The organism is Exiguobacterium sp. SRB7LM (assembly GCF_015712685.1).
GTDB classification, from domain to species: Bacteria; Bacillota; Bacilli; order Exiguobacteriales; family Exiguobacteriaceae; genus Exiguobacterium; species Exiguobacterium profundum.
The window spans coordinates 87,816-100,000 of sequence record NZ_VWVR01000002.1 but is presented as its reverse complement, the minus strand read 5'-3'; the positions used below and the strand labels follow the sequence as shown (position 1 = coordinate 100,000).

Genomic DNA, 12,185 nt, shown 5'->3' with positions numbered 1-12,185 from the left:
AATACCAAGCCGCGTGTTGACGCATTTCGCGTACGGCTGTCAGCTCACCTTTGATTGCACTCAACCGGTCGAGATGAAGCATGCAGATATCGATTTTCTCACGCGCCTCTGGTTCCGGAGGGAGCTCCCCTGTTTCGAGGTACTGGACCGTTTGATAGAGCATCCACGGATTCCCGAGTGCAGCGCGTCCAATCATGACGGCATCCACACCATATTGGTCAATCACACGTTTCGCATCCTGCGGGGTCGCGATATCCCCGTTTCCGATAATCGGGACGGTCGCTACTTTCTTCGCCTCGCCAATCCAATCCCAATTCGCGGTTCCTTCATATTGTTGGGCACGCGTACGTCCATGAATGGCAATCGCTGCTGCTCCACCCGTCTGAGCCGCCTTAACATTATCCAAAATAAAGATGTGCTCGTCATCCCAACCGAGTCGCATTTTCACCGTGACCGGTTTTTCAACGACATTCGTGACGGCATTCACCATCTCATACACTTTATCCGGGTCGAGTAACCACTTCGCCCCTGCGTCACACTTCGTCACTTTCGGTACGGGACAACCCATGTTGATATCAATGATATCCGCATTGGTGTTTTGATCGACGTACTGTGCCGCTCTGACGAGTGTATCTTTCGAACCACCGAAGATTTGTAAACTGAGCGGTTTCTCGCGTTCATCGACGTATAGCATACGCATCGTCCGAGCGTTCTCGAGCAAGATGCCTTTATCGCTAACCATTTCGGCACAGACGAGTCCCGCTCCGAACTCTTTTGCAATCAAACGGAAAGCAGGGTTGGTCACGCCAGCCATCGGTGCGAGGACTGCACGGTTTTTAATATCTATGTTTCCAATCTTAAAGCCTGTCAAGACAACACATCCTTCATTTCACCAAATTCCTAAGCAACTGTAACCGGACGACATCTTGGCGGTCCGTCATCGGTAGCCCTTCAAGCCAGGAGACGACCGTTTGTCCTCGAACGACGAGTTCTGGTGCGATCTCTGCTAACGGAGCGAGAACAAATGCACGTTCCTGCATGCGCGGATGCGGAACCGTTAAGTGTTCTGATTGTATATCTTCCCCATTATAAAAGAGGATGTCAAGGTCGATGGTACGCGGTCCGTTCTTAAATAGACGTTCCCGTCCTAATCGTTGTTCGATCTGTTGCAGCGTTTTGAGCAGTTCGTCCGAGGAATGATGACTCTCGACTTCGACCACCATATTAAAAAACGAAGGTTGCTCTGTATATCCGACAGGAGCCGTCTCATAGACCGACGACTGTTTCGTGACGTGGAGACCTGCTCGCTCCATCTCATCGATTGCCGCAGACAATTGCGCGGCCCGCTCTCCAATGTTTGCTCCTAATGCAATATAAATCATGACGTCCGTCCCCTTGTCATCTCGATTGCTACTGAATCATAGTGTCCCGGGATGGGTGGGTCCGGTTTAATCACTTTAACCGTCACACGTTGAATCAACTCACTATGCGCCAACACGGCTGTCGTGATGCGTTCTCCGAGTGTTTCTAGCAAATTGACCGGTTCTCCCGTCACAATATCTTCCGTCAACTGATACAAGCCGGCATAACTGACCCCATTGTTCAAGTCATCCGAACGTCCCGCAGGCGCGAGGTCCAGTTCACACATTAAATCCACGTGAAACCGTTGACCGAGACGGTTTTCTTCTTCAAACACCCCATGATACCCGTAAAAACGCATCCCGTTCACAAATATTTTATCCATGTCCATCCCCTCCAATCATCGCATCCATCATCTTCGCCGCACGGGCGTTCGCTTTGACGTCGTGCACACGCACCCAATCGCACCCTTTCATGATGCCAAGACACGTCGTCGCAATCGTTCCTTCGAGCCGTTCCTCTGTCGGTAAATCGAGCGTATGCCCGATAAACGACTTACGCGACGTTCCGAGCAGAACCGGATACCCAAGACGTGTGATCACGTCGAGATGATTCATGAGTTCGAGGTTTTGCGCCACGTCTTTCGCAAATCCGATGCCCGGATCTAACCAAATGTGCTCATCCCTTACGCCTGCCGCATGTACAATCTCAATTGATTCCTGTAGATCGCTGACCACATCTTCAATGAAATGATGGTAGTCCCGATTTGTTCGGTTGTGCATCAAAATGATCGAAACTCCATATTCGAAAGCGACACGTGCCATCGAGCGGTCTCCCCATTTCGAACCCCATACGTCATTGATAATCGTCGCACCGGCCTCGATTGCCGCTCTCGCCACCATCGGCTTATACGTATCAATCGAAATCGGAACATCGATTTCGCTTTTCAGTCGACGGATGATTGGGACGACACGTTCAATCTCTTCTTCCTCGGAAACAAGTACTGCGCCCGGCCTTGTCGATTCTCCACCGACATCAATCGCATCGGCACCTTCTTGTACGAGTTGTTTCGCATGTCGTACAGCCTCCTCGATTGCCGTATACCGTCCCCCATCCGAGAACGAGTCCGGGGTCACGTTTAAAATACCCATGATCTTCGTCATGCTTCCGCCTCCTAACCAATTGAGCGAACGAGTTTCGCCCACACTTCGTTAAATCGTACCCCGTCTTTACCGGGGTATCTCAGATCTCCATAATGCGTCACCGGAGCGACTTGTTGGATTGAATTCGTCATCCAAATCTCTTTCGCTGCAGTCAATTCTTCAAATGTCACGGGTTGTTCGATTACAGAGAAATGTTCCATCACCCATTGTCGTGTCACCCCTGCGAGTGCTCCGCTCGATAGCGGAGTCGTGTATAACATATCATCTGGACCGACCCAAAAGATGTTCGACACAAGCCCTTCCACCACATGTCCATGTTCGTCCGCAAATAGTCCTTCAGCGCCTTGGTCTTGTAGGGTCCGTTTTCCAAGGATATTGTTCATGTAATGATGTGACTTTAATCGAAAAGCCGCTTCAGGACGACTTCTCGGAAACGGGATCGATTCGACCCGTTTCTCCTGTGGTACAACTTCTGAGGATAGCGGTTTGACGATCATGGTGACGTTCGGTGTCTCATAACGACCCGCGTAGAGACCGAGGGGCGCAACTCCTGCAGACACGTTCAAGCGGATATAAAGGTCGGGTGCATCGTTTTGACGGCACAGTTGCTGAATCGCCGTCCCGATTTCTTCCTTCGTGTATGGAAAATCGATCCACAGCTCATCGAGACTCTTCATCAAGCGTTCCCAGTGGGCATCGAACAGGAAAGGAACGAATTTATATGTACGGAACGTCTCAAACAAGCCCATTCCATACAAGAAGCCGTGATCTTCAACCGGAATCAATACCTTCTCTCGTTCGACTAACTCTCCGTTATGCCAATACCACATGACGATACTCCTCGATAAAGTTTCGAATCATTTCCTTCCCGTGCTCAGTCAAAATCGCTTCAGGGTGATATTGCACCCCTTCGATCGGAAGCGTTCGGTGACGGAGTGCCATGATTTCTCCAGTCTCCGTCTCTGCAGTGACCACTAGACATTCTGGTAGAGACGAACGCTCCACGGCCAACGAGTGATAACGGGTCACGACCGACTGTTGCGGAATCTTCTTGAAAATCGATTTTCCGTCATGTTGAATCTTCGACGTTTTTCCATGCATGAGCCGTTCAGCATGGACGACTTCTCCACCAAACGCTTGCGCAATCGCCTGATGTCCGAGGCAAACCCCTAAAATCGGGATACGACCCGCAAACGCTTGGATTGCCTCAACGCTAATTCCCGCCTCATTCGGAGTGCAAGGTCCCGGCGAAATGACAAGATAACTCGGGGCAAGCGCCTCAATCTCTTGAATCGTGACTTCATCATTTCGATACACGACTAGTTCTTGACCGAGTTCACCGAAATATTGCACCAAGTTATACGTAAATGAGTCATAGTTGTCGATTAATACAATCATGTTGTTTCCTCCGTCATGTGTTTCGCCGCCCATAGCGCCTTCGCTTTGGACAAGGATTCTTCATATTCTGAGACCGGATCCGAATCGATCACAATACCTGCTCCCGCTTGAACGTATGCGATTCCGTCTTTCACGACCATCGTCCGAATCGTGATATTGAAGACGAGGTCGTCATCCCAACTTAACCAACCATATGAGCCGGTGTAGAGTCCCCGGCGAACTGGTTCGAGTTCTTCAATGATTTCCATCGTCCGAATTTTCGGTGCGCCGGTGATGGTACCGCCTGGGAACATCGCTGCCAGTGCTTCGGCTCCTGATACTTCGTCCCGAATCGAACCTCGTACGTTCGATACGATATGTTGTACGTGTGAGTACTTCTCAATCACCATCAACTCATCAACATGAACGCTGCCATATGCCGCCACCTTGCCGAGGTCGTTCCGTTCAAGATCGACGAGCATGACGTGTTCGGCCCGCTCTTTCTCGTTTTCAAGCAATGTGTTCGCCAACTCCAAGTCCTCCACATCATCTTTGCCACGTGGACGCGTACCCGCGATCGGGCGTGTCGAAATGTCGGTTCCGTGTTTTTCAAGCAACAACTCTGGTGAAGCGGAGACCATCGTTAAAGCGTCATCCACGAAATAGCCCATATAAGGAGATGGATTCATTTGACGCAACGTATCATATACTCGACGCGGGTCAGCGAGAAGCGGTTCGGACTGACGAACGCTCAAGTTCACTTGGAACACATCCCCTTCTACGATATAGGACTGAATCCGTTTGACCGCTTCAACAAACTCTTCCTGGGACATGGAGCGCGATCGTTCTACCGGTGACTGCCCTGTCGGCTTGAACGCGTAATGCGACTCGACGTTCCACATGGCCGCCAATCGGTCCGCCTTACGTTCTGCACCTTCCTCCGCTGTCACCATCAAGTACAGGGTCGAATCTACTTCATCGAACACCGCCACCTCGTCAAATAGAAGAAACGAGACGTCTGGTGTCGACAAATCATCCTCCGCTTGCTGAGGGAGACGTTCAATCGTCCGGGCCACATCATAACTGACATACCCGATCATGCCACCAAAGAAAGGAGGAGCCCCTTCCGGACGCTCGGCCTCAAATCGCTTCCGTACCTCACTGACGAGCTCAAGCGGCTTTCCGTATAGCGTTTCTGTCGTATCCCCCACTTGCAAGAGCCCGACACCGTCTTTTACATGAAAGCGACCGAACGGCTCGATCCCCGCAATCGTATACCGTCCCGCTCTCCCACTCTCTAACCATGCATGATACGGTTGATCCGCCGTTAACGTCATGTATGCCTCATACACCTTTTCTTTCGTCATCCGCTTTGTTCTGAACGCAGTCGATCTCACATGTCATTCCTCCGTCTATTCATTCATGCCTTTTATTGTACACAAGAAAAGGCAGCAATCGAAAGAGAATGTCTCTCGATTACTGCCTGAAATGTTATACGCGACTCTCGTTTGATTCTTCATCAAACTGATAGAGCGGCGTGCTCAAGTAACGTTCACCGTTTGATGGGATAATCGCCAATACATTTTTCCCTTTACCAAGGCGTTTCGCTGTATCAAGCGCTGCCGCAATGGCAGCTCCTGAAGAGATACCACCGAGGACACCGTTCGTACGTGCCGCCTGACGAGCATATTCGAACGCTTGCTCTGTCGTGATTTGAAGAACCCCTTCATAAATCTCCGTGTCGAGGATGGATGGAACGAATCCAGCCCCAATCCCTTGAATCTTATGAGGCCCCGGTTTCCCGCCTGATAAGACAGGTGAATCGACCGGTTCAACGGCGAGAATTTTTACGTCCGGGTACTTCGCCTTCACGACTTTACCTGCGCCGGTGATGGTACCGCCCGTCCCGACTCCGGCAATCAAAGCGTCGACTGAAAGTCCTGATTCTTCAAACGCCTCTACAATCTCAGGTCCCGTCGTCATTTCATGGACGTTCGGGTTAGCTGCGTTATTGAATTGTTGCGGGAGGAAGTAGCCATGTTTCTCTGCTTCTTCAGTAGCGCGACGAATCGCTCCACCCATCCCTTCAGGTCCTGGTGTCAAAATTAATTCGGCCCCGTATCCACGAAGGAGGTTTCGGCGTTCCATGCTCATCGTTTCAGGCATAACGAGAATGGCTTTATATCCTTTTGCGGCACTGACCATCGCGAGACCGATGCCCGTGTTTCCGCTAGTTGGCTCGATGATTGTATCACCTGGCTTCAAGATGCCGTCTTTTTCGGCCGCTTCGATCATGGCGAGGGCGATCCGGTCTTTGACGCTTGATCCCGGGTTCATATATTCGAGCTTCAGATACACGTTGGCATCCTCTGGTCCAGTCATTCCGTTCAATTTCACAATCGGAGTCTTTCCAATCAAGTCTGTTACTGAGTTTACGATACGCATTGCATTTCCTCCTTCATAATTCCGACTATTCCGATATTGTTATCATACCCTATCGAATTGAAAATATGCAATTTGGAACGTTGCTTACGCCTGTGCCTGTACTTTCATTGTCTCTAACTGTTCCGCTGAGAAATGATACTTTTCGCCACAGAAATGACATACGGCTTCGGCTCCGCCATCTTCTTCAATCATCTGACGAATCTCTTCTTTTCCGAGACCGATAATGGCGCTTTCCATTCGTTCACGGCTGCATGTGCAGTTGAACTGAATCGGGTTCGTGTCGAGGACATCGAGGCTATCGCCAAGGAGTAATTGAAGCATTTCTTCTGGCGTTTTTTCTTCACCAATCAAAACCGATACGGGCGGGAACGTCTGAAGTGCTTTTTCGAGCGCTTGTACCGTCTCTTCAGAAGCGTTCGGGAGCAACTGGACGATGATTCCACCTGCAGCAAGAATCGATTCATCTTCCGGTAAGACGAGGACACCCGCCCCGACGACTGACGGCACTTGCTCAGATGTGGCGAAGTAGTACGTGAAGTCTTCACTGATTTCGCCCGTTTGAATCTCTGAAGAACCGCCGACATAGTCTTTCAATCCTAAGTCTTTAATGACAGAAATGGTTCCTTTTCCGACGGCTTCGCCGACTTTCAATTTCGTCAACCCTTGTTCGTTGACGAATGTACCGCCATCGACACGCGGGTACGACACATATCCACGAACATCTCCCGCTGTATCCGCGTCCACGATGATTTTCCCGATTGGACCATCACCTTCTACTTTAAGCGTGACACGCGCTGCACCTTTTTGCATCGCTCCAATCATCGAGCCGATCGTCATCGTCCGTCCGAGGGCAGCTGAAGCAACTGGTGTCGTTTGATGACGAAGTTGCGTCTCATATACCGTTTTTGTCGTGCGTGCGGCAAAGGCACGAACCTCTCCGTTAAAACCGAGGGCACGAACGAGATAGTCATCCTTCATCTGGTCGAGTAATGCTTGTTGTTCTGTATGAATCATATGATTTAACTCCTTTAGTTTACTTTTGATTGCGCTCGTAAATGAGACGGAGGCCTTCGAGTGTCAGGAACGAATCCACATGGTCGATCGTCTCTGCATGTTCACTGATCAATCGCGCCAGCCCTCCCGTTGCAATGACAGTCGCTTCACCGACTTCACGCTTCATCCGGTTCACGATACCGTCCACTTGGGCCACATATCCATAATATGTCCCCGATTGCATCGCTTGAATCGTGTTCTTCCCGATGACTGTCGGCGGGGTCGCCAATTCAATCCGAGGTAGTTTCGCGGCACGCTGATAGAGTGCCTCCACTGAGATCATGATACCTGGTGAGATGATTCCGCCATGGTAACGACGTTTCTCATCGATGTAACAATACGTGGTTGCCGTTCCAAAATCAACAATTATGAGCGGACCGTCATACTTGGCGATTCCAGCCACCGCGTTAACGATTCGGTCGGCCCCGACTTCGCGAGGGTTCTCGACGTGAATGTCCAACCCTGTCTTCACACCTGGTCCCACAACGATTGGACGTACATTGAAGTATCGTTGCGACATTTGTTCAAGTGGGAAAATAACAGGAGGTACGACAGAAGATAAGATCACTCCCTCGACCTGGTCGAACGAGACGTTCGAATGATCGAATAGCGATTTCACCAGCATGCCGTACTCGTCGGTCGTTTTTGTACGATCCGTTGAGATGCGCCAATGGTGTACGAGATGATCTCCATCGTACATCCCGAGAACAATATTTGTATTTCCAACATCAATCACTAAAATCATGATATAGTTCCTCACTTTGTTGTCAATTGCAGTTCGCTCGAATTATAACACGAAAAAAGACGAATGCCTCGTCAAGGGCATTCGTCTTTTTCATTAACGTGATTCGTTATTCGGACGTTCTGTCGGTGTCGCTTCTGGCTTATCGCCTTCAGGTACGACATCCGGCTGGCTGTCTTGGACAACTTCAGGTTGATCGACGACTTGACCGTGTTGAACGGCTGCATCATCTTTCTTCGCTGCGTCATCCGCATCCGTCGATCCATCCACGTCCTCTTCCGGCTCATGCGGAAGATACTCGCGTGTCTTGATCAAATGACGAATCTGTTTCGAGTCGAGTGTCTCGACATCAAGCAGCGTCTTCGCAACGAGTTCGAGATCTTCGCGACGATCTGTCAAAATCTGCTTCGCTTTCGCGTAACAGCGATTGATGATGTCTCGAATCTCCAAATCGATTTCTTGCGCAATCGCATCCGAGTAGTTCTGCTCTGTCTGGAAATCGCGACCAAGGAAGACTTGTCCGCCATGGTTTGAACCGAGCTGGAGCGGTCCGAGTTTATCGCTCATCCCGTAATCCATGACCATCTTACGTGCGATACCAGTAGCGCGCTGGAAGTCATTGCTCGCTCCGGTCGACACTTCTCCAAAGATGACATCTTCGGCGACGCGACCACCAAGAAGACCGACAATCTTGTCTTCGAGTTCAGGTTTTGTCATGAAGTAACGATCTTCTTTCGGAAGCATGACGACATATCCGCCCGCGTTTCCGCGTGGAACGATTGTCACTTTGTGTACTTCATCCGCATTCTCAAGCTCGAGACCGATGATTGTGTGACCTGCTTCGTGATATGCAACAATGTTGCGCTCTTTTTCAGAGATGATGCGACTCTTCTTCGAAGGACCTGCGATAACACGGTCAATCGCTTCTTCCACATCGACAACTGAAACAGCTGTACGGTTCGAACGTGCCGCAACGAGTGCCGCTTCGTTCAAGAGGTTCTCTAAGTCTGCCCCAGAGAAACCAGGCGTACGTTGTGCAATCGACTTCAAGTCCACCGTCGAATCGAGTGGCTTGTTACGTGCATGGACTTTCAATACTTCTTCGCGCCCTTTGACATCCGGACGATCGACCGTAATTTGACGGTCAAAACGACCTGGACGAAGGAGGGCCGGGTCAAGGATATCTGGACGGTTTGTCGCCGCAACCATGATGATCCCTTCGTTATCACTGAATCCATCCATCTCAACAAGGAGTTGGTTCAATGTTTGTTCACGCTCATCGTGTCCACCACCGAGACCGGCACCACGCTGGCGACCGACCGCATCAATTTCATCGATGAAGATGATACATGGCGCATTCTTTTTCGCGTTTTCGAACAAGTCACGAACACGTGACGCCCCGACCCCGACAAACATCTCAACGAAGTCCGAACCTGAGATCGAGAAGAACGGAACACCGGCTTCACCGGCTACCGCACGAGCCAAGAGTGTTTTACCTGTTCCTGGAGGACCTACGAGTAAGACCCCTTTTGGAATACGTGCGCCGAGTTTCGAGAATTTGCGAGGATCTTTCAAGAATTCAACGACTTCGATGAGTTCTTGCTTCTCTTCGTCCGCCCCAGCCACATCTTTGAATGTGACGCGACGTTTCTCTTGGTCGTATAGTTTCGCCTTCGATTTCCCGAAGTTCATCACACGACCACCACCGCCACCACCTTGCGCTTGGTTCAACAAGAAGAAGAACAAGATGAAGATGATAATGAACGGTAAAATCGCGAAGACGATGCTGAACCAGCTACTGTTGGATTCAGCCTCCTCGATTTGAATATCCGTATTCGCTCGAAGCTGCGTTAATACATCCGCATATTCCGCTTCGTTCGCTGGAATGTTTGTTTCATAACGTTGGTCTTCATCTCCTGTAAGATCGCCTGTAATCGAGATAGCCCCCGGGATTTCTTGTACGGTTGCCGTCTCAATCCGATCATCTTCCACATATTCTAGGAATTTCGAATACGAGAGCGTTTCACTCTGACTATTCGGATTCTGCAAATATTGAAGGAACAAGATCAAGGCTAGGAAAATCACACCAAAAACCAATGTGTTTTTCACTGCACGATTCATTCTCTGCCTCCTATTCCGAGAAACGATGTTCTCGCCCATTCAGTATATGCCTATACTTTGGGGATTTCCTTTATCTTACCACGTCACATTTTCAAAAGAAAAACGTTAGCCCCCGTAAACGCTCGGTTTGAGCACACCGACATAAGGAAGGTTACGATATTTCTCTTCATAATCAAGACCGTAGCCGACAACGAATTCGTGTGGAATCACGAAACCGCTATAGTCTGCTGATAAACCATTTTTACGGCCAGTCGGCTTATCGAGAAGCGTGACAATCTTCACAGACTTCGCTTTACGGTATTTAAGAAGATCAACGAGGTAACCAAGCGTCAATCCACTATCAATAATATCTTCTACAATCAAGATGTCGCGTCCTTCTACAGATGTATTTAAATCTTTCTCGATTTTTACTTCACCTGTCGAAGAAGTTCCTCCATGATACGTCGACACGTCCATGAAATCCATCTCTAAATGGATATCCATTTCTTTGACGAGGTCCGACATGAATGGCATCGCGCCTTTCAATACACATACGAGAAGCGGGAACTCTTCTTTATAGTCTTCGCTCAATGTTCCAGCGAGTTCTTTCACCTTTTCTTGAATCTCTTCACGTGAGATTAAAATTTTCTCCATATCGTTCATTAATGACATCTTGAAATCCTCCTCTTTCTGTTTCGACACAATCATCATTTTACCATTAATCGTAGGCAAATCGCATCCGACTTGTCTAGAAATTCTGAAACTCTTACCCCAACAATCGCGAGAATTCGTCCCGAGGCGTCCTCCAGCAACGGGAGCGTCGGTCGAATGGTTCGCTCAACCTTTTCATCGATTAGGATGCGGGATACTTTTTTTGTCCCCACGTTCAATTGCATTCGATCTCCAGGTGCGAGCGAACGAATTGTCAGCGGATAAGTGATTTCCTTTAGCGGAATACCTTCTCGTCCTTCTTCGATGGACAACGAAACCGTACGCTTTCCAAATTGAACGACGGCCGGTAACGACTCGACCTGAACGGGGTGAAGTGATGCTTCTGTCGAACGTTGTACAAGATTAAGTACCCTCTTCTGCTTCATCATGAACCACTCACCTGACAGGTGATAGATTCCGGTGTCCTTTTGACTCATGCTTAACTTTTCGACCGCCTCACCGACCTCTACCCCATAGCGACGGGACAGCAAGCGAGCGACCGTATACCGCTCAAGTGAGGATAAGCGATTAAACTCATCAAGTTTCACATGAAACGCTTTCATTTCAAGCTCCACATTTTCTTCAATCCATCGCCCACATGACTGGTAACGCATGTCCCATTCAGCGTATGCCTGTTTCGCCGTAACGTATACATCGTCAACGACTGTCGGCCACAGTTGTTTCAGCCTCGGGATGATTTCGTGACGGATCCGATTCCGTAAATAGGTCACTTCCTGATTGGTGGCATCTTCCCTCCAGGCAAGTTCGTTTTTCCGAGCATACTCGATGAGTTGCACCTTTGTTTCTCTTAATAAAGGACGGATCAACGTCCCATGCCCGAACGTTCTTCTCTCGGGAATTCCTTTCACTTCGATTACGTTTCGGTGAAGTTGAATGAGCACCGTCTCCAACACATCATCCGCATGATGAGCCGTGGCCAGTGTATCGTATCCATATTCATTCATGACCTCTTCAAAAAAGCGGTAGCGGGCCTTACGGTAATGAGCCTGTGATGCTCCTTCTTGAAAATGGAGACGCGTCCCATGAAACGCGACTTGGTAGGATGCCGCTACGTGTGCGACGAACGTGTACTCTTCATCTGATGCTTCTCGTAAACCGTGATGGACGTGCGCCACCGCCACATCCCATCCTTGCTTGACGAGACGGTCCAATAAGACGATGGAATCGACTCCACCCGACACAGCGACGAGTACCTTTTTCATGAATTCCCTCCT

Annotated in this window: 13 protein-coding genes (1 of these 13 only partly in view); all 13 read right to left on the bottom strand. The window is 49.5% G+C overall.

Annotated elements, in window-relative coordinates; translation table 11 throughout:
• Positions 1-814, bottom strand: the 5' portion of a protein-coding gene (gene dusB, locus F3H97_RS00585) for a tRNA dihydrouridine synthase DusB (RefSeq protein ID WP_230872777.1). Its footprint begins 125 nt before the window's first position; 814 of the gene's 939 nt are visible here — the first part of the coding sequence; its start codon is at positions 812-814; its stop codon lies beyond the left edge, outside the window.
• Between the two features lie 70 nt (positions 815-884).
• Entirely contained in the window at positions 885-1,382 is a 498-nt protein-coding gene (gene folK / locus F3H97_RS00580; protein WP_196430285.1) for a 2-amino-4-hydroxy-6-hydroxymethyldihydropteridine diphosphokinase, read from the bottom strand.
• Positions 1,379-1,744 carry a dihydroneopterin aldolase gene (gene folB / locus F3H97_RS00575; protein WP_159563162.1) on the bottom strand — a complete coding sequence of 122 codons (366 nt, stop codon included), beginning with the start codon at positions 1,742-1,744 and terminating at the stop codon, positions 1,379-1,381. Before folB ends, folK begins: the two co-directional genes overlap by 4 nt.
• A complete protein-coding gene (gene folP / locus F3H97_RS00570) occupies positions 1,737-2,522 on the bottom strand; it encodes a dihydropteroate synthase (RefSeq protein ID WP_196430284.1) in 786 nt (261 codons plus the stop codon). The genes folB and folP overlap by 8 nt, the downstream gene beginning before the upstream one ends.
• 11 nt (positions 2,523-2,533) lie before the next feature.
• Entirely contained in the window at positions 2,534-3,352 is an 819-nt protein-coding gene (locus F3H97_RS00565; RefSeq protein ID WP_196430283.1) for an aminotransferase class IV, read from the bottom strand.
• A complete protein-coding gene (gene pabA / locus F3H97_RS00560) occupies positions 3,336-3,920 on the bottom strand; it encodes an aminodeoxychorismate/anthranilate synthase component II (protein ID WP_159563165.1) in 585 nt (194 codons plus the stop codon). The genes F3H97_RS00565 and pabA overlap by 17 nt, the downstream gene beginning before the upstream one ends.
• Entirely contained in the window at positions 3,917-5,296 is a 1,380-nt protein-coding gene (locus F3H97_RS00555; protein WP_370568500.1) for an anthranilate synthase component I family protein, read from the bottom strand. The genes pabA and F3H97_RS00555 overlap by 4 nt, the downstream gene beginning before the upstream one ends.
• Before the next feature lie 94 nt (positions 5,297-5,390).
• Entirely contained in the window at positions 5,391-6,344 is a 954-nt protein-coding gene (gene cysK, locus F3H97_RS00550; RefSeq protein ID WP_012727717.1) for a cysteine synthase A, read from the bottom strand.
• A gap of 84 nt (positions 6,345-6,428) precedes the next feature.
• Entirely contained in the window at positions 6,429-7,358 is a 930-nt protein-coding gene (hslO, locus tag F3H97_RS00545) for an Hsp33 family molecular chaperone HslO (protein ID WP_159563166.1), read from the bottom strand.
• A 19-nt stretch (positions 7,359-7,377) separates the two neighbouring features.
• Positions 7,378-8,142: a type III pantothenate kinase gene (locus F3H97_RS00540; RefSeq protein WP_074035307.1), complete on the bottom strand. Its 765-nt coding sequence runs from the start codon at positions 8,140-8,142 to the stop codon at positions 7,378-7,380.
• Positions 8,143-8,235: 93 nt separating this feature from the next.
• Positions 8,236-10,260 (bottom strand): ATP-dependent zinc metalloprotease FtsH, encoded by a 2,025-nt coding sequence (gene ftsH / locus F3H97_RS00535; RefSeq protein WP_012727720.1) that lies wholly within the window; start codon positions 10,258-10,260, stop codon positions 8,236-8,238.
• Positions 10,261-10,365: 105 nt separating this feature from the next.
• A complete protein-coding gene (hpt, locus tag F3H97_RS00530; RefSeq protein WP_012727721.1) occupies positions 10,366-10,911 on the bottom strand; it encodes a hypoxanthine phosphoribosyltransferase in 546 nt (181 codons plus the stop codon).
• A gap of 35 nt (positions 10,912-10,946) precedes the next feature.
• The gene (tilS, locus tag F3H97_RS00525; RefSeq protein WP_196430282.1) at positions 10,947-12,173 is read right to left on the bottom strand and encodes a tRNA lysidine(34) synthetase TilS; all 1,227 of its coding nucleotides are present in this window, start codon (positions 12,171-12,173) and stop codon (positions 10,947-10,949) included.
• Positions 12,174-12,185 lie beyond the last annotated feature (12 nt).